General features: G+C 55.2%; 21 protein-coding genes, 2 tRNA genes and 1 pseudogene. 9 read left to right on the top strand and 15 right to left on the bottom strand.

What is annotated here, in order from left to right; all coding sequences use genetic code 11:
• The 6 genes from BM252_RS28055 to BM252_RS28030 form a co-directional block, all read right to left on the bottom strand.
• Positions 1–1140: type VI secretion system Vgr family protein (locus tag BM252_RS28055; RefSeq protein WP_174900711.1), on the bottom strand; the 1140-nt coding region annotated here is incomplete at its 3' end.
• A gap of 539 nt (positions 1141–1679) precedes the next feature.
• Positions 1680–1770: transfer RNA gene (locus tag BM252_RS28050), tRNA-Ser, on the bottom strand.
• Between the two features lie 171 nt (positions 1771–1941).
• A tRNA-Ser gene (locus tag BM252_RS28045) sits at positions 1942–2032 on the bottom strand.
• 126 nt (positions 2033–2158) lie between these two features.
• Complete coding sequence (gene serS / locus BM252_RS28040) at positions 2159–3451, bottom strand: serine--tRNA ligase (RefSeq protein WP_093390992.1); 1293 nt, start codon at positions 3449–3451, stop codon at positions 2159–2161.
• Positions 3452–3596: 145 nt separating this feature from the next.
• On the bottom strand, positions 3597–3809 hold the full coding sequence (locus BM252_RS28035; RefSeq protein ID WP_093390991.1) for a hypothetical protein: 213 nt from the start codon (positions 3807–3809) through the stop codon (positions 3597–3599).
• Between the two features lie 154 nt (positions 3810–3963).
• A complete protein-coding gene (locus BM252_RS28030; RefSeq protein WP_093390989.1) occupies positions 3964–5427 on the bottom strand; it encodes an aminotransferase-like domain-containing protein in 1464 nt (487 codons plus the stop codon).
• Between the two features lie 177 nt (positions 5428–5604).
• Between BM252_RS28030 and BM252_RS28025 the strand changes: the two genes are divergently transcribed.
• Complete coding sequence (locus BM252_RS28025) at positions 5605–5976, top strand: DUF2917 domain-containing protein (protein ID WP_093390988.1); 372 nt, start codon at positions 5605–5607, stop codon at positions 5974–5976.
• Here the strand turns inward: BM252_RS28025 and BM252_RS28020 are convergent.
• The gene (locus tag BM252_RS28020; RefSeq protein ID WP_093390987.1) at positions 5913–6737 is read right to left on the bottom strand and encodes an alpha/beta fold hydrolase; all 825 of its coding nucleotides are present in this window, start codon (positions 6735–6737) and stop codon (positions 5913–5915) included. The genes BM252_RS28025 and BM252_RS28020 overlap by 64 nt on opposite strands.
• 159 nt (positions 6738–6896) lie before the next feature.
• On the opposite strand from BM252_RS28020, the gene BM252_RS28015 reads away from it, so the two are divergent.
• The 4 genes from BM252_RS28015 to BM252_RS28000 all read left to right on the top strand — a co-directional run bounded on the left by BM252_RS28015 (position 6897) and on the right by BM252_RS28000 (position 8965).
• The gene (locus BM252_RS28015; protein ID WP_093390985.1) at positions 6897–7730 is read left to right on the top strand and encodes a helix-turn-helix domain-containing protein; all 834 of its coding nucleotides are present in this window, start codon (positions 6897–6899) and stop codon (positions 7728–7730) included.
• Between the two features lie 117 nt (positions 7731–7847).
• Positions 7848–8177, top strand: coding sequence for an ArsR/SmtB family transcription factor (locus BM252_RS28010; protein ID WP_093390983.1), 330 nt, complete (start codon positions 7848–7850; stop codon positions 8175–8177).
• Positions 8178–8188: 11 nt separating this feature from the next.
• Positions 8189–8446 (top strand): hypothetical protein, encoded by a 258-nt coding sequence (locus BM252_RS28005; protein WP_093390982.1) that lies wholly within the window; start codon positions 8189–8191, stop codon positions 8444–8446.
• Positions 8447–8509: 63 nt separating this feature from the next.
• Entirely contained in the window at positions 8510–8965 is a 456-nt protein-coding gene (locus BM252_RS28000; protein WP_093390980.1) for a hypothetical protein, read from the top strand.
• Between the two features lie 196 nt (positions 8966–9161).
• Here the strand turns inward: BM252_RS28000 and BM252_RS27995 are convergent, their stop codons facing one another.
• From BM252_RS27995 to BM252_RS27985, 3 genes and pseudogenes are all read right to left on the bottom strand, one after another.
• The gene (locus BM252_RS27995) at positions 9162–9470 is read right to left on the bottom strand and encodes a type II toxin-antitoxin system RelE/ParE family toxin (protein WP_093390979.1); all 309 of its coding nucleotides are present in this window, start codon (positions 9468–9470) and stop codon (positions 9162–9164) included.
• A gap of 5 nt (positions 9471–9475) precedes the next feature.
• Positions 9476–9670 carry a hypothetical protein gene (locus BM252_RS27990; protein ID WP_093390978.1) on the bottom strand — a complete coding sequence of 65 codons (195 nt, stop codon included), beginning with the start codon at positions 9668–9670 and terminating at the stop codon, positions 9476–9478.
• Positions 9671–9737: 67 nt separating this feature from the next.
• A pseudogene (locus BM252_RS27985) lies at positions 9738–10697 on the bottom strand (replication-associated recombination protein A); the annotation flags it as partial.
• 134 nt (positions 10698–10831) lie between these two features.
• On the opposite strand from BM252_RS27985, the gene BM252_RS27980 reads away from it, so the two are divergent.
• The 3 genes from BM252_RS27980 (at position 10832) to BM252_RS30655 (ending at position 12850) form a co-directional block, all read left to right on the top strand.
• Complete coding sequence (locus BM252_RS27980; protein WP_093390977.1) at positions 10832–12112, top strand: tyrosine-type recombinase/integrase; 1281 nt, start codon at positions 10832–10834, stop codon at positions 12110–12112.
• Between the two features lie 52 nt (positions 12113–12164).
• The gene (locus BM252_RS27975; RefSeq protein WP_093390975.1) at positions 12165–12479 is read left to right on the top strand and encodes an H-NS histone family protein; all 315 of its coding nucleotides are present in this window, start codon (positions 12165–12167) and stop codon (positions 12477–12479) included.
• Between the two features lie 80 nt (positions 12480–12559).
• Positions 12560–12850 carry a hypothetical protein gene (locus BM252_RS30655; protein ID WP_139236798.1) on the top strand — a complete coding sequence of 97 codons (291 nt, stop codon included), beginning with the start codon at positions 12560–12562 and terminating at the stop codon, positions 12848–12850.
• Positions 12851–12894: 44 nt separating this feature from the next.
• On the opposite strand, the gene BM252_RS27970 is transcribed toward BM252_RS30655, so the two are convergent.
• The 5 genes from BM252_RS27970 to BM252_RS27960 form a co-directional block, all read right to left on the bottom strand.
• Positions 12895–13584 (bottom strand): Fic/DOC family protein, encoded by a 690-nt coding sequence (locus BM252_RS27970; protein WP_093390973.1) that lies wholly within the window; start codon positions 13582–13584, stop codon positions 12895–12897.
• Positions 13581–13784 (bottom strand): antitoxin VbhA family protein, encoded by a 204-nt coding sequence (locus tag BM252_RS30650; protein ID WP_139236797.1) that lies wholly within the window; start codon positions 13782–13784, stop codon positions 13581–13583. Before BM252_RS30650 ends, BM252_RS27970 begins: the two co-directional genes overlap by 4 nt.
• 195 nt (positions 13785–13979) lie before the next feature.
• Positions 13980–15134: a hypothetical protein gene (locus BM252_RS30645; RefSeq protein WP_139236796.1), complete on the bottom strand. Its 1155-nt coding sequence runs from the start codon at positions 15132–15134 to the stop codon at positions 13980–13982.
• 2 nt (positions 15135–15136) lie between these two features.
• A complete protein-coding gene (locus BM252_RS27965) occupies positions 15137–17017 on the bottom strand; it encodes a DNA cytosine methyltransferase (RefSeq protein ID WP_093390972.1) in 1881 nt (626 codons plus the stop codon).
• Between the two features lie 14 nt (positions 17018–17031).
• Entirely contained in the window at positions 17032–17220 is a 189-nt protein-coding gene (locus tag BM252_RS27960; protein ID WP_093390971.1) for a hypothetical protein, read from the bottom strand.
• A gap of 159 nt (positions 17221–17379) precedes the next feature.
• Between BM252_RS27960 and BM252_RS30640 the strand changes: the two genes are divergently transcribed.
• Positions 17380–17892, top strand: a complete 513-nt coding sequence (locus tag BM252_RS30640; protein ID WP_139236795.1) for a hypothetical protein — start codon at positions 17380–17382, stop codon at positions 17890–17892.
• The last annotated feature ends 19 nt before the right edge of the window (positions 17893–17911 follow it).

The following is a 17911-nucleotide window of genomic DNA, read 5'->3' as shown; positions in this document are numbered from 1 at the left end:
CTGCGCCAGGACGACGAACTGGCGCTCGGCGGCGGGATGGCGGTCGATCTCGGGATGGCCGTCGAGGCTGAAGTACTCGCCGGCGGCGCAGTCGCGCACGCCGCCCTCGGCGTGGTAGCACTTCGCCTCGAAGTCCGAGCGGGCCATGCTTTGCTGGGCCAGCGTGTACAGGTCGTCGAAGCTGTCGCGCACATGCGGCGCCTCGGCCAGGTATTGCTCCAGGCCGGCGCCGAGCTTGTTGCCCCTGGCGCCCTGGTCGGCCCCGCTGGCGACGCTGGCGTGCATGAAGTCGGTGCCGCGCGGGTTGCCGTAGTCCCAGCTGTAATGGCTGGCCCGGCCCGGGCGCAGCGTGCGCACGCCGCTCCAGGCGGTGATGGTGTCGCGCTCCTCGGTGGCGCCGTTGCGGTGGAAGCGGACCACGCCGGCCGAACTCTGCCTGAGCCGCCTGGCGTCGTGGAACAGGACCATGGTGTGGGCCGGAGTGGGCGGCGCGGTGCCGTCGGCCTCGGGCGAGCGCGAAGTGGCGGCGCGGCCGGCGCGGAAGAACCAGGAGATGCCGCGCCGCTTGAGGAGGCGGCGCAGGAAGGCGCCAGTGCCCTCGTTGTACTGGATGATCTGCCGGCGCACCGGATACTCGCGCAGGCCGAGCGCCGTGTCGATCTCGAACTCGAAGGTGGCCGCCAGCGCCGGATTATTTCGGCGCGCTTCGGCGAGCACGGTTTGCACCACCTCCAATTCGGTCTTATTGAGGAACACGCGGGTGTTGACGCCAAGGTCGAGCACGGCGAGGGCGTCGCGCAGCACCAACTGGTAGCTGGCTAGGCCGCCGTCGCTCTCGCCTTGGCTGGCCTCGGCGACGATGCCGCAGACGCTGCGCAGATTGCCCTGGTCGGTGATGAGTTGCACCTCCACCGGCAGGCCGATCAGGGTTTTGAGCGGGATGCCGGCGTCCAGCGCGACGCAGTAGATGCGCAGCTCGATGCCATCGCAGACGGCCTCGACGCCGTTGATCCGCTGCGGCAGTAGGACATCGCTGGCAACGCCGTCGGGAAAGCTCAGGTTCATGCGAATCGGGCGGTTCTTGGCGGTTAGTAGCTTGCCGAGTTGTTCAGCGCCGTCGAAATCGTCGTCGTAGTCCACGATGTGCTCCAGTAAAAAAAAGCGATGTGGTAGCGGGTGAGGTCATGGAAATGGCAGCATTAACGAAACCTAAATACATCGAAGGACAAGTATTGGGCCGCTGCACACGTCTGGCTTGCGATAGCGCAAGCTTCGCCACGGACAGTCGCGCAACTACAGGCGGACATTTGTGGAGTTCAAAGAAACGGCTTGATGGAGATCAACGTCGGATTCGCGGACGCTCGCCTCGGCGGCAGCCGTCTCGCCATGTCGTACAGGAGTTCGGCTGAGCACGCTGTGCGAATAAGGACGCGTGAAGCAGGATTGCCTCGCCGGGAGTGAGCCAGCCCTCCCTTGTGGGCTCCCCCTTGGGGCGCCCCGGTTGAGAGCTTTTTTGCATTTTCTGGCGGAAAGGGTGAGATTCGCCTACATCTTGCAGGCCGCCCGCGCGCAAGTATGCGCAGCGTCTTCGAATCTCACGCGTAAGCCGCGCAGGCGGCTTACTCCTTTCCGCTGCGTAAATGAAAAAAGCTCCCTTGCGGGAGCTTTTTTGCATTTTCTGGCGGAAAGGGTGAGATTCGAACTCACGGTACACCAAAGATGTACACTGGATTTCGAGTCCAGCGCATTCGACCACTCTGCCACCTTTCCTAATACTACTGTCGCTTGCTGCTGCGAGAGCGAGATTATAGCAGGCTCTCAAAAAAACGGAAGGGCTAAACGATATAAACTTGAAAGCCTTTTTCACCATCCCAAACCAGCAACCATGGATTGGGCGCTACCATGAAAAAAGCTCCCTTCCGGGAGCTTTTTTACTTTTTCTGGCGGAAAGGGTGAGATTCGAACTCACGGTACACCAAAGATGTACACTGGATTTCGAGTCCAGCGCATTCGACCACTCTGCCACCTTTCCTTCTACTACTATCGCTTGCTGCTGCGAGGCAAAATTATAGCAGAGCGGAATAAAAATGGAAGGGCAAAATCTTAAAAATATTTGCCCGACGTGTTTTTCACCGCCCCGCCCGCATCCAACCCGCCGTTAGGCCGGCGTCAGATGGGTCAAACCACCCATGTACGGACGCAGCACGGCGGGAATCTCGACGCTGCCGTCGGCCTGCTGGTAGTTCTCCAGCACGGCGACCAGCGTGCGGCCGACGGCCAGGCCGGAACCGTTCAGCGTGTGCAGCAACTCGGGCTTGCCCTGGGCGTTGCGGAAGCGCGCCTGCATGCGGCGCGACTGGAACGATTCGCAGTTCGACAGCGAGGAGATCTCGCGGTAGGTGTTCTGCGCCGGCAACCAGACTTCCAGGTCGAAGGTCTTGGTGGCGCCGAAACCCATGTCGCCGGTGCACAGCGCCATCACGCGGTACGGCAGGCCGAGGCGCTGCAAAATGGTCTCGGCATGGCCGACCATCTCGTCGAGCACCGCGTACGATTGCTCGGGATGCACCACCTGCACCATCTCGACCTTGTCGAACTGGTGTTGGCGGATCATGCCGCGCGTGTCGCGGCCGTAGCTGCCCGCCTCCGAGCGGAAGCACGGCGTGTGCGCCGTCATCTTCAGCGGCAGCGATTCGGCCGGCAGGATCTCGTCGCGCACGATGTTGGTCAGCGACACTTCTGACGTCGGGATCAGGTAGAAGGTCTCGCCCTCGCCCTCGGCGCCGCCCTTCTTCACCGAGAACAGGTCGGCTTCGAACTTGGGCAGCTGGCCGGTGCCGCGCAGCGAGTCGGCGTTGACCATGTAGGGGGTGTAGCACTCGGTGTAGCCGTGCTCGTCGGTGTGGGTGTTCAACATGAACTGCGCCAGCGCGCGGTGCATGCGGGCGATGCCGCCCTTCATCACGGAGAAGCGCGAGCCGGTCAATTTGGTGGCGACGTCGAAGTCCAGCCCCAGCGCGGCGCCGACGTCGACGTGGTCCTTGACCTCGAAGTCGAAGCTGCGCGGCGCGCCGACCTTGCGCACTTCCACGTTGCCGCTCTCGTCGCTGCCGACCGGAACCGACTCGTGCGGCAGGTTCGGGATAGCCTGCATGAAGTCGCCCAGCTTGGCCTGCACCTCGGACAACGCGGTCTCGTTGGCCTTGAGCTCGTCGCCCAGGCCCGACACTTCCGCCATCACGGCCGAGGTGTCCTCGCCCTTGCCCTTCATCATGCCGATCTGCTTGGACAGCGAGTTGCGCTTGCCCTGCAGCTCTTCGGTGCGCGTCTGGATCGCCTTGCGCTCCGCCTCGAGGGCGTTGAAGCCTGCCACGTCGAGCTGGAACTTGCGTGTCGCCAGGCGCGCGGCGACGTTGTCGATGTCTTTACGGAGAAGTTGGATGTCTATCATGGGGGAACAAGAGCCGTTGTATCGAAAACGTCAATTGTACCAAGTCATGACCACTTCCCAATGAGTTTTGCGCAATGGACCACATGCGGGTCGACTGTTGCGGCGCTCTCCAGCGCGGGCGCTACGGTAAGGCTGAGCGCAAGGCTTAAATCAGGGCGGCCTTCTCGGCGGCGCTCAGGCGCTTGGCGCTGACGGTGATGACCTGCATCTTGCTGTCGGCGGCGGCGACCACGGCGGCTTGCGGCACGCTGGCGGCGGCCACTTCGATGACCGGGGTGCTGGCGGTGGCGAAGGTGGCGACGGTGGCCAGGAAGGCGGCGGCGACGAAGACTGCTTCCATGTTTTTGAGGATGTTCATGAGGTGCTCCTTGAGGTTGTGAACCAATGGCTGCTTGGCATGGTTGTACTGTACCTAAAGGCCCTATGCCCCGCCATCGGGATGCGACGAAGCGGCAAAAACGCGGGATGAACTGCAAAAGAACGGCGCCGGCGGCGCCTTCGGGCTTGGCTAGTCAGGCGCGCCGCAGCAGCCCGCCGACCGGTGCGGCGCACTGCGCCGCCTGCTCGTGCACCAGCCGCCCCAGGCGGGCGATGGCGCGCTCGATCTCGGCCGTCCACGGGTTGGCGCAGTTCAGGCGCAGGCAGTTGACGTGCTTGCCCGAGGCGGAGAACAACTGCCCCGGCATGAAGGCGATGCCCTCGGCGATGGCGCGCTGGTGCAGCGCCAGCGCGTCGACCTGCGCCGGCATCTGCACCCACAGCACAAAGCCGCCTTGCGGCGCCGACACCGAGCACTCCTCGGGGAAGGCGGCGCAGACGGCGTCGGCCATGCGGGCGATGCGCTGGGCCAGCGCGCGGCGCATCTTGCGCACCTGGATGTCGTAGCTGCTGCCGGTTAAAAAGTCGGCCAGCACGGCCTGGAAGAAGTGGCTGGTGGCGCCGCTCGACACCATCTTCAACACCGCCACCTCCTGCGCGTAGCGGCCGGCCAGCACATAGCCGACCCGCGCCGCCGGCGTCACCGCCTTGGAGAACGACGAGCACAGCAGCACGTTGCCGCCCGTGTCGTAGGCCTTGACCGGCCACGGCCGCTGCGCCGTGAAGCACAGGTCGCCGTAGATGTCGTCCTCGATCAGCGGGATATTGTGGCGCGCCAGCAGGCCGGCCAGGCGTTTCTTGTTCTCCTCCGGCATGATGCAGCCGAGCGGGTTGCTGGCGTTGGGCACCAGCATGCAGGCCTGCACCAGGCCGGCCTGCATGGCCAGCTCCAGCGCGTCTATCGACGGCCCGGTCTTCGGGTCGGTGGGGATCTCCAGCGCCTTCATGCCCAGGCTCTCGATCAGCTGCAGCAGCACGAAATAGGTGGCCGACTCGATGGCGATGGTGTCGCCCGGCTTGGCCACGGCGCGCAGGCACAGGCTCATCGCCTCCGAGCAGGAACCGGTGACGACGATCTCGGCCGGGTCGATGCGGCTCCAGTCGAGCGCGCGGCGGGTGATCTGGCGCACGAAGTCGGGCTCGTTGGTCTGATAGCAGCTGACCCGCGACAACAGCAACGGCGCGCGCCGCGCCACCGCCGCCACCGTCTTCTGCACGCGCTTGATCGGCAGCAGCTCGTCGGGCGGCCAGGCCGAGCCCAGTTGCACCAAGGCGGACTCCTCGTTGGCCTTGAGCACCCGCATCAGCAGGTTGTTGATGCCGATGTAGGCCGGCTCGCGCAACGGGCCGGCGTCGGCCACCGCCGCCAGCGCGCGGGCGCGGTGGCGCACGTAGTAGCCGGCCTGCGGCCGCGCCTCGACCAGGCCGCGATCCTCCAGCAGGCGCAGCGCCTGCATCACGGTGCTGACCGACAGGCGCTTCTGCTGCGCCAGGTGGCGGATCGACGGCAGCCGGTCGCCCGGCGCGAAGACGCGGCCGGCGATCAGGCCGGCCAGCTCGTTGGCCAGTTGCTCGTATAGGTTCAAGGTGGAGGACATGGACGTATTGTGGCCCGGACCCGGCCGCGCGCCATAGGCACAGCGGGCTGCAATTTCGACCAGCACAGTTTAGCCGAAGCGCGATTGTGCCGATAACAATTTCGTTTTATTGCATCTGTCGCCGATTGTTCCGGCTGGCTATTCTGGAGCCATGTTCGAACCGCCGAGGAGGCCGCAATGAAACCGGAACTGATCGCAGTAAGCAAGGGCCTGGCCGAGTACCGGCTGTCGGAGAACGCGCCGCTAAGGCTGAGCAAGGCACCCGGCCAGCGCATCGAATGCCTGTCCGGCACCGCCTGGATCACCGTGCAGGGCCAAAGCGCCGACTTCATCCTGCGCGCCGGCCAGAGCTTCGAGATCCCCGGCGACGGCCTGACCTTGGTCGACGCCGTCGGCGCTGGCCGCGTGCGGATACGCCTGCCGGCGCCAATGGCAATCGGCTGGGCGGCGCGGCTGGCCGCCCGGCTACAGCACAGCCTGCACGGTCAGGCCGCTGCCGCAGCCCCGGCAACCGCCGCCGAGGCGTCCAGCCACGCCAGCACAGTGTGATTGAACTCCTGCGGCTGCTCCAGCATCACCCAATGGCTGGTCTTGAACGCCTCCACTTGGCTCGATGGCTGGCCGGCCAGCCACTCGGTCCACTGTTTCGAATGAAAGTGGAAAGGCTTGCGCGTACCGTAGATATACAGCATCGGACAACTGGGCACGAACTCCGTCCGATTGCCCTTGCCGCCGTAGCCGCCCGTCCACACCAGATAGTAGGGGAAGTTCATCGCCGAGCTGATGTACTGCTTCGGCGACGGCGCGCGCAGCACCTTGAGCATGAAATTGGTCAAGCCGTCGCCGATGGGGCCGCCAATCTTCCACGCCGCCGCCAGCGTCAGTTGATACCACGCCACCATCAGCTTGGCGCCCAGGGTCAGCGACTTCACGTGGGCCGGCGACTGCGCGTCGCCGATCTCGACGCCGACGATGCGCGACACCAGTTGCGGATGGCGCATATAGAACTGGTAGCCGAACACGCAACCCCAGTCGTGCAGCATCAGCGTCACCTTGCGGCCGGGGCTGACCTGGTTGACGATCTTCTCGATAATGGCCAGCGTCTCGTCCAGCGAGTAGGCGCGGCGCGGCCGGGCGATGTCGAAGCCCGGCAGGGTGAAGCGCACGCAGCGATAGCGTCCCTTCAACGCCGCCACCTGGCCGTCCCAGACGCGCCAGGTGTCCGGCCAACCGTGCAGCATGACGACGGTGTCCGGCCCCTCACCCTCGATCATGACGTCGATGCCTTCGATCTGTAATTGCTGCTCCATGGGATGTCCTTAAGGTTGCTTGGCCTGGGCTGCGGGCGGGAAATTGATTGAATGGGTAGTTAAATATATATTAATCACATTATTGCCGCGACCACGACATGGAATCAATGACCTGACAGGTCATGGCCTTGCCACACAGCGGCCTGTAGAATCGGCGCCATGGACCATTCCGCCACGCGCCCGCCCTCCCCCACCCACATAGGCACCCTGCTGCGCGAATGGCGCGCGGCGCGGCGCATGAGCCAGCTCGACCTGGCGCTGGAGGCCGGCCTGTCGGCCCGCCACCTCAGCTGTGTCGAGACGGGCAAGGCGCAGGCCAGCCGAGACACCATCGGGCGCCTGGCCGACACGCTGGCCATGCCGCTGCGCGAGCGCAACGCGCTGATGCTGGCGGCCGGCTACGCGCCCAGCCACCCGGAGACGGCGCTGGCCCGGCCCGAGCTGGCGCAGATCCGCCAAGCGATCGACTGCATCCTGCGCCAGCAGGAACCGTATCCTGCCATCCTGCTCAACCGCCACTGGGACGTGCAGACCACCAACCGCGCCGCCGCCCGGGTCAACCGCTTCCTGCTCGGCGCGCGCGCCGGCACCCAGCGCAACTTGCTGCGGCAGATGTTCGACCCGCAGGACTTGCGCTCGGCCATCGTCAACTGGGAGGAAGTGGCCGGCAACCTGATCCGCCACATGCACCGCGTGGTGGCCGGCGCGCCCACCGACCTGGTGGCCCGCGCCCTGCTCGACGAGGTGCTGGCCTACCCCGGCGTGCCGGCCGGCTGGCGCGTGCGCCAGCTCGACAGCGCGCCGCAGCCGCTGCAAACCACCATTTTGCAACGCGACGGCCGGCAGTTGCGCTTCTTCTCCACCATCACCACCTTCGGCACGCCGCGCGACGTCACGCTGGACGAGCTGCACATCGAATGCTGCTTCCCGATGGACGAGGAGACGGCCGAACTGTGCCGCGAATTGGCGCGGCAGGACCAGGCGCCGGACTAAACCGGCAACCGCTGCGGCGCCGGCTTCCCGCCCCCCCCCCGCACCACAAGCCACCGGCATCGAATTAGTTGAAGAATATCGTTTGACTTCGTATCACGTGTCAGATATTCTTTACACGTGAATACGAAAACACTACAACCCAACGGAGATCAACTGCTGGCCATCTTGGCGGCACTCTCCAACCCACACCGCCTGCGGATCATCGCGGCGCTGCAGGTCGGCGGACGCAACTATGTCAGCCAGCTGGCGCGGGAACTGGGCATCAGCCGTCCCTTGCTGCATCTGCACCTGCAGAAGCTGGAAGGAGCGGGCCTGGTCACCAGCCAGCTGGAGCTGTCCTCGGACGGCAAAGCACTCAACTACTTTGAAGTAAGCGGATTCGACCTAGCACTCACGCCGGCAGCCATCGCCGAAGCGGTGAAAACCCTGACCAACAACCCTGAATAGTAGAGACCATCATGTCCGAAAACGTCTTCTTTGCGGCCTTCTTCTTCCCCGCCGCCGCTGCGGTGATCATCTTCTTCATGAAATACGTGTCCGCCATCCTGCAGGCCCGCGTGCGCCTGGGCCAGGACGAGGCCTACCGCGCCGTCGCCACCCAGGCGGCGGCGGCCCAGGCGCAGACGGTGGCGGCGCTGGCGTCGGTCAGCGCCACGCTGGCCGAGCTGCAAACCCGCATGGGCGCGCTTGAAAAAATCCTCAAGGAAGTCGAGTAAGCAAGCAGTCGTCCGAACCGCAGCAAAACCAAGCAAGACATCCCACACCAAGGAGATATCATCATGTATGAAGTTTCGTCGTTTCGCCTGTATTTGCTGCGCGCCATGTACTTGCTGGTCGTTGTTGGACTAGGCATCGTCCTGTGGCCCGACATCATCCACCACAGCAAGCCGTGGGGGCTGATGGGCGGCACGGTCATGTGCATGCTGGCCGCCTTCTCGATCATGTGCGCCGTGGGGCTGCGCTACCCCTTGCAGATGCTGCCCGTGCTGTTGTGGGAAATTGTTTGGAAAACAATGTGGTTGGGCATCGTCGCGCTGCCGCAATGGCTGGCCGGCCATGTCGACCCGGCGGTCCAGGGGCAGGTGTTCGACTGCGCCTTTGTCGTGTTGGTCTACATCGCCGTGCCGTGGCGCTACGTGTGGTCGCACTACGTGCTCAAGCAAGGCGACCGTTGGACCATCGGGTCGTCCCGCGCGGCCAGCGCCGGCCCGAAAAGCTCGATGAAGCCAGCTTAGCCCACCGAAAAAAATCGCACCGACAAGCGCGGCTGGGGCAGGCAAACGCTGGGGTCACAAACGCCGGGGTCAGGTCCGACATTCGGACACGGCCTCAGCATTGGGTTACTCAGCATGGTTCATGAATTTACTACAGCACAGTTCGTGTCCGAATGTCGGACCTGACCCCGACTAGTCGTGCCCCGCGCCGAGTCCATCAGCGATCGATTAAGCTGGCAGATAAATCGCGCCGTTCATGCAAAATCCGCAACACGCCAAGGGAATTGCCATCGACACGATAAAAGACGAGGAAGGGAAAGTGATCCAGGTGCCAACAACGCAATGACTGGTCAGGCAAAAAATGAGAGTAGCGCCGGGAACCCAATCCCGGGTGTGAGCACAACCCTAGCAAAGTGGAGTTCAATTCGACGGTAAAACGCTCCGCCAACTCTGCCGAAATACCGGTGTAATAGTCAACAATATCCAGCAAATCACTCTTGGCCCGAGGGTGGAGCCAGAATTTCATCGTTGTTAGCGCTTGGTGCGTATGCGAGCACGCAATTCGGCCACCAACTCCTCGACGGAGGTTTCAACCGCTGGACCGCTATTGATGCCTTCCATGACAAGTTCGTACAACCGCCGCTCCGCATCGTTTTGCGGACCGACAGCATCCGCATCGCGCGGCATCAGATACTTCGGATTCTCAGGGACGGTAGGGGAAGACATGGTCGAATTATATGCCGTTTTTTGACGGCGTCTTACAGTCGATCAGGTTCATTGCGTTCGATCTATCCTACTTCCCCGCATCCTCATCCAGCTTGCGCAGGAAGGCCAGCTTGTCGGCGATCTTGCTTTCCAGCCCGCGCGGCACCGGCCGGTACCAGCCCGGCTCGCGCATGTCGTCGGGGAAGTAGGTCTCGCCGGCGGCGTAGGCGTGCGGCTCGTCGTGGGCGTAGCGGTACTCGTGGCCATAGCCCAGCTCCTTCATCAGCTTGGTCGGCGCGTTGCGCAGATGCACCGGCACCTCGCGCGACTTGTCCTTCTTCACGAACGCCATCGCCTGGTTGAAGGCGTTGTAGCCGGCGTTGCTCTTCGCCGCCACGGCCAGGTAGATCACCGCCTGGCCCAGCGCCAGCTCGCCCTCGGGCGAACCGAGCCGCTCGAAGGTCTCGGCGGCGTCGTTGGCCAGCTGGATCGCGCGCGGATCGGCCAGGCCGATGTCCTCCCAGGCCATGCGCACGATGCGGCGCGACAAATACTTGGGGTCGGCGCCGCCGTCGATCATGCGGCAAAACCAGTACAGCGCCGCGTCCGGGTTCGAGCCGCGCACCGACTTGTGCAGCGCCGAAATCTGGTCGTAGAAGTTGTCGCCGCCTTTGTCGAAGCGGCGCGCGTTGAGCGTCAACGCGTTCTGGATGAACTCGGCGGTGATGGCGTTGGTGTGCGCCGCGTTGGCCGCCGTGCTGGCCTGCTCCAGCAGGTTGAGCAGCCGCCGGGCGTCGCCGTCGGCGTAGCCGACCAGGGTGTCGATGGCGGCCTCGTCGATGACCAGATGGGCCAGCACCGTCTCGCGCGCCTTGGCCACCAGTTGCTTGAGCTCGTCCTCGTTGAGCGACTGCAGCACATACACCTGGGCCCGCGACAGCAGCGCCGAGTTGACCTCGAAGGACGGATTCTCGGTGGTGGCGCCGATCAGCGTCACCAGCCCCGACTCGGCGTACGGCAACAGCGCGTCCTGCTGCGCCTTGTGGAAGCCTCATAAAATGCTATATACCCGTTGATTTATAAGGGTTCTAGCCGTGCAATAGAGTATGATTTGCACAAATTCATCCTATTTATGCACAATTTTTTGCACCACCAAAAAGCATTGTGCAAACTGGAGTCATCATGTCGGTCTACGCAATAAAATACAAGGTCCTGAACAAGGAAAGCGGTCGCAAAGTGTCCGTGACCCGCTGGCGTGTTCAGATTCGATCTGGCGGTGAAAACATCAGCAAGCTTTTTGAAGATGAAGACGCCGCCCGTTCATACGAGGTTCAGGAAGCAAAGCGCATCAAGTCCGGTATTCCGCTAGACAAGATCTTGGACATGAAATATCAGGCTGAAATGCCCGACGTGCGATCCCTGCTTCGTGACTACTTCTACCAGTTCATGAGCAAGCATTCCCCATCATCCTTGAAGACCAACAGCAACCGCTGCCTCTCTTCGATCCCAGCCATCCCTGTCTATATGAAAGATATGGGCGCAAAGTTTGGCAAGTATCGTTACGACAACTGGATAGTCAAAGCGATGCTGAAACGGGAGTTTGCCGATGATCACATACCATTTGGCGACTTCAAAATAGACACCGTGGACTTCTGGCTCGTGATGGCATACATGGAGTCCCGCCGCAAGCATGGCATCAAAGATAACACAATCTTGAGGGAAATTTCCACGCTCAGCTCTGCGTTTGAGAAGGTCTATAAGCTCTACCCTGAAAAATTCCCTGATGGGATCGTAAACCCGGTCAAGATGCTGCCGAAAGGCGAAAAACCAAAACCCTTTTTGGGACGCAAGCGTGTTTTGTCTGACGACGAAGCTGTGCAGATAGCGGAATGGCTCCAGTTGAAAACAAACCAAGAGCCATACTATCTGTTCGTCATGTGTCTGGAATCTGGGGCAAGAAAAAGTGAAGTTCTTGGCATCCAGTGGGAGAACGTAGACTTTGAAAATTGGTCCATCTACATACCAAAAACCAAGAACGGAAAACCACGATCAATCCTTGTGCCAGAAGACGATGATGTGCGTGCCTGGCTAACTAAGAACCGCTTGGTTAAGGGGCAAGTGTTCAAGCTGACACCTTGGAATTTCCGTCAATACTGGGTCGATGCTTTGAAGGCATTGGGACTATACGATGAAGCGACAACCCGCCTTCACTTCCACGACACGCGCAGGACTGCACTAACTAAACTGATACGTCAGAAGCACTCCAACAGCTTTGAAATCGCAAAGGAAATGGGTATGTCACCCCAGTCTGTTGAGCAAGCCAAGGAACAGATGCCAGATAGGATGATGGAGGTCTTTGCCAAGCTTCGGCGTGGTGAAAAATTGTCTGAACAAGAGATCATGCAACTTGCTGGACATGGAAGTATGGCAATTACGAATGTCTACTATGGCGACAGGAACTAACATGCTATCATCAAAAAGCTTGCCAACTAACAGTAAAAAAAGGAACCCGCAAATGACTACTTATCTGGAACTCAAAGCAAAAGCAGAAAAAATGCTCGCAGACGCGGAAGAACTGCGCGTGAAAGAAGTTGCTGCTGTCATTGCAGAAATCAAAGAAAAAATTAGCCAATTTGGCATTTCCGCAAAAGACTTGGGTTTCCCAACTTCTTCTGGCTATGTCAAGAAATCGAGCGCCGCACCTGCTACCCCATCGGTAGCTAAGTTCGTAGGTCCAAACGGCGAACACTGGTCCGGTATGGGGCGTCAGCCACAATGGATCAAGGATGCTATTGCCTCAGGCAAGACCAAGGAAGATTTCGCAGTCTAAGAAATGGACGGGGTAGCTAGTAACTACCCTGTTGACTTTAGATTCTGGTTTTGTATGTTGTTCTCAAAAGGGAGAACAACATGAAGATGAGAAATATCAAGAGAAGAATTTATCGCAACCGAAGATTTCCAAAAAAGGTATTTTTTATTATGAGATACATTGAAGTAAACACTAGTCTTTACCCCTTAAATGATCGAGTCATATATAGGACAGATGTTCTTCCCAATGGTGATCATATTTTGTTATTGAACTATACCGACCGCAGCGGTGCCGATATCAAGATTGGCAATGTTACCAACTACCAGGGCATGCCGTTCGAAAAACAGATTGAAAAAGTTCTAATCGGAAGAATTAAAGAAGTGAAACTCTGAGACGGTTTAAAGAAATTTAAGACAAGCTCAATAGAAAAAGCCAGCTACAAGCTGGCTTTTTTAATGAGTGCAGGATGCAGATTTTCTTTAGGCGCAAGAGACAAATAAACCTTAAATATTCGAATCATAGTTACATTATTCCCATCAACACCATCTATGCAGGCATTTCTCATTGCACTATCACTGACACCTTCCCATGCAATTTTATAGCCAGCATTCAAGGCTATATGAGATAGAAGCAATCTTTGAGTCCGACCATTTCCTTCTCGGAATGGATGAATTCTATTTAGCTCAATCAAGAAGTCTGCCAGCTCTTGAGAAAAATCATCAAGAGCGAGACCAGTGAAGTAATTTTTTTGTTTGCAGCCATCAAAGAGAACTTCTAACTTGTCTTCGATATCCTTGTGAGTCTCAAAGAATGTATCCCCTTTAGCTATATCTACTACTCGGAACTTACCAGCCCAAGGATAGACATCTTCAAATATTTTCTTGTGAATTGCTTGAAGGTTGGAGACTGCAAATTCTGTAGGTGCTGGATTTAGAAGAAGATCCTCGATAGCCAATGAAGAACTTCTTGTTTCAATAATGTTTAATTCTTTTGTCGTTGTTATGTCGAAATTATTGAGCAAAACGCCGTTAGGCTGACAGTAAGGATCTTCTTCGGCAGAATACCCAGCTACATAATAATGCTCATCGTCATCACCACTATTGTCATTACTGTTATCATTACTCATCCAACTACTTCCTTCTTCTTAGCAAAAGCTCTGGCTTGCACCCTCACTTCTTCCCTAGCTTGCTCATAGGTAATTATGCCCTCTTCTTTTCGCCTGAGGAGGTCAAAGCCGACAGCATCAAGCTTGATATTGTCTACCGCTAGGATAGCAACAGCCTGCCTAGCACTCCACGTTCTCAAGGGTTTTTTCGGATTAGTCATAATGGCACCTCATGTTCGAACCTCTCAAAAATCATTGTTATCCAAATCAATATGATTGTCAATATTTATTAGAGTTAGAGGCGGCAAGGAACTTATTAAAAAAATCCTCAATCCGAAACCTTGCGAATGACGGCACTAAGAAAATAAAGGAAGATTTTCCGAAAAAATAGAGCCTCTTCCCTACCCTTATTTTAATTACCCCTCAATTGCCAATTTATTCCAAACCTCTCTATGTTCATGTTTAATTGCTTTGTCACTTGCAAGCAATTTTACATAGATAGGGAAAACTAAACTTGGATCAGACAAGAGGCGCAGATAGTATTTCAATGACGGCATCACACCATTTGCGATAAGCTGACAATTATACAAAGCTTTAACATTGGCAATCTTTTGATAAAGAACATCATCAGGCTCACACACAGAGTGTGTCGTTAGAATATAGTATCTATCCACTGACTTATCCATAATTTTAGCCGCTGCATCTTGAATGATACGCTCACTCAATGCAATGTCGTGCTTTACTTCAATAGCCTCGAACACTTCCTTAGTTATGGAATTAATTACCTCAATGTCGCCAATTGCTCCCGTTTGAGAATCCGCAGCCGAATGCTGCTCCAACGGTTTCAGCTCCATTCCTTCGTATCTGTTAAGTTGCTCCATTAGCACACTATACACAGCATAGAGCGCCAGCACTGGCAACCTGGACGCCCCCTTAGATGCCTTATACGAATGAAAGAAATGAGCTCGAAAAACTTTTACAATTAATTGAATATCCTTCGTCTTTGGAATCGACAATACGATTTTCTTGGATTCTCGCAGAATCAATTGCTGATGAATTAGATATGCCAATGCTTCTACGGCAGACTGCTCAAGAACTTCGATCTCATTGAAAGTTGCCAAGAAAGGCGTCTTAATATCAGCTATGTTCTCATCGTAGCTCAACATATAAGGCTTGGGACGTTCAAAAGTCCTAGTCTGCCAACCAGATTTCGCAGATTCAAATGTGTGGTCAGTTAGCCAAGGAGCAACCGTCCGCTCACTCACGCCACGAAAGTTAAAACCTGCTGGCCTATCCGTTTGAGTTTGAATCTGCGTTTGATGATATCGCATATCAACATCTGGCATTGCTGCCTTGATTGCCAAGCAAGTAATGATGTTAGTAAATCCAGTTGCGGCTTTCTGAGACTTTTCAGACAACTCCTTTAACGTCGCCACGAAATCATCGGAAAGATCGTAATCATCCATTTTAGCGATTAAAAAATTGGCTTCGGCTCTAGCTAATGCTGCATTCAAAGCATCAGCTATTTGCTCTTGAACATCTTGCCCTGCTTCCTGATTTTTCTTTGCCATTTTTACGCAGCCACCATTCTATTATTTGAAATATTATGCTCAGCCAAAATCTGCGGTCTAATTGAGAAATTCATCTGTTTACCAAAAGGCAAAGTGAATGGATACGAAACCATGTAAACATTTTTAGGAATAGCAATATTTGTCTCATGACACCTAATGTCAAACCTATAGCTTCTTAGCATCCTGACCAATTCAATAAAACTTGACGTGCCAAATTTTACGCCGAATAATTTTGCCAAGTGCTCTCTTGGGAAATATTTAGAGCAGTTTTCAAAATCGGAGACGTGCTTCGCAAAAGCGGCAATTGGCGCATCAGATTTGGCAACGAAACTGGTAATGCGGAAAACTGGGTGCGGTTCAGTAAAATGCCCATACAATTCAAATAACGAATGGAAATTACTTGAACGAATAACCCAATCATCAATTGCATTCCACATGGTTTGAACTGCGTGTTCAGACTCTCCATACGCCGTTACATCTAAAATAGCATCCGCAGGCAGCAAGTCACTAGCAGCTCCAATTTCGGATTTCCGAATTTCCATCCGGAGCTTTGCAAAAATCTTTCTTGAGCTATCCGCCTTGACCGTAATTTTTGCAGTATTACCAACCACTTTAACGGAAACATTATTCCGAGAACTTAATGACTCGTTCGGTATGACACTACTATCATAGTCGACAAAATTAAACATCGACGTTGGCGTCTCCTTTGAATTATGAGCAACCGCCGTATGAATTTCTCGTGTCTTAGCCGCCTTCTTCCCTTTTCTGCTATCAAACGAAAGGGCATAATCACTAGGCAGCAACTTGATATCACTCTTCCGACCAAATACTTGCTTTGCAATCGCAATTGCCATTTGATAAGACAACTTCAAACTTACTGAATTCCCAATTTGTTTCACTCGATCAGTGCGATCACCAACGAAGATGTAATTATCTGGAAAGCCTTGCAACCTCATGTATTCACGCACCGTAAAGCAACGATTGTCCCAATGGAATGGACCAGTATATTTTCCGGGACTAGCAATAAGAGTTTTAATTTGGGTATCAGGGTTTGCTTTATATAAAAAATCAGAAAACCTAGAACGGTAGGCAAATATGGGATTCGGATAGCCTCGTTTCGCCGTGAAATGAAGATAATTTTCACCTGGTGGGACCAACGGCAATAGATGAGCATACTTCCCATTTCGCAGCATCAAACTATCTCTATCCTCGTTGTCACCTACAATCCCATCCAATGCCTGAGCCGATGTAATGTAAGGGGCATTGTTTTCGGAATCGGGACCAAATAATGGACGGGGAAATAGGAACTCGCTGTCGAGCTTATGCCCAACCATAATCATACGCTCACGCTGCTGAGGTGCGCCGTAGTCAAGAGCATCTAAAATGCGATAGCTAATCGTATAACCAATATCCCGGAATGATTCTACAATTGCATTCCAATCTTCACCCTTATTGGTTCCTAAAATGCCGCGCACGTTCTCAAAAAGGAACGCCTTCGGTTTCACATGATCAATAATTTTGCAGTAAGCTTCAAACAACGTCCCTCGGTCATCGAGACGCCCAGGAGCTCCGCCTGCACGCCTGCCAGATGCAGAAAATGACTGGCAAGGCGGTCCACCAATTATCAAGTCAATGTCTTTGGGCAATGTAGCTGGGTCAATTTTTCTAATATCAGCTTGTTCGACAATCGTGCTTTTTGATAGAACGCCGCCCAAATTAGCCTTGAGTGTTTCGCAGCACATTGCGTCAATATCAGTGGCATAGACGACATCATATCCTGTCAAATCAAAACCCAAATCTAATCCACCAGCACCAGTAAAGAAGCTGATTACTCTAATACCTTTGCCTAACTTAAGGCGTTCATACTTTCCCATTTGAGCCATATTGTATTCCTAACCTAAACTTTTTCAGTGACCTGTTCTTTAAATGAGAGCGGAAATTGCTGATCATCGCCCTCTCTCTCAACAAAGTCCCTCATGAATGCACGTAAAACGCGAGCAGCAGGCATATCCTTATCTCTACACAACCGAATAAAAGCTTCGCGCAATTCGGGCTCTACCCGTATACGCATTCCAGCATCTTTCATGATGACTCCGCACGAATAATGGACACACAATGTGTATCCATTTTATCACAAGTGTGATTTTATTGGAAGTAATTTAATTGCCGAGAATCAAAAACTAAAAGTCTATCTATTGATTTATTCACAATTTATTGTATAACTTTCTTATCGATAAGGAATGTTATGCAATTTAAAAAACGAAAACCTCTACTCTATGTCGTATTCCGATATTGGGGCATCACACCTAAGTTCTTTCAGGTAGAGAAATTTGAAGGTAGAAAATCAATCAAAGACGAGAAGACTAATAAGCCATTTACTCATAGGGAAAGAGACGATGGATCAAAGATATTTCGTGTAGCAATTTTTCGCCAGGGAGTCTACAAATTCTCTAACTGCGAAAACTGGGAAGAAGCAAAAGAAAAGTATGGCATTGAAAAAAATGGCTATCTTCTAATAGATCGAGTAGAAGGCACAAAATTAATTGATAAAGAACTCGCCAAAAGTCTCGTAGAAAACCATCTATTGGTAAAATCATTACGAAATGAAGCCAGAGAACCAAGTAAAATAAATGTGACTGCAACGGGTGAAACAACTCAAAGAAGGAAGTTCGTAGACGTCCAAAATTATTTTGTTGAAGAAACACCCAAGGAAAAAGTAGTTACGATAGTCACAGTGAAGAAAAGAAGAAGCTACTAAAACCAAGAACAGATCCTCC

The organism is Rugamonas rubra (assembly GCF_900114705.1).
Lineage (GTDB): Bacteria > Pseudomonadota > Gammaproteobacteria > Burkholderiales > Burkholderiaceae_D > Rugamonas > Rugamonas rubra.
This window is presented reverse-complemented; position numbering and strand designations above follow the sequence as displayed.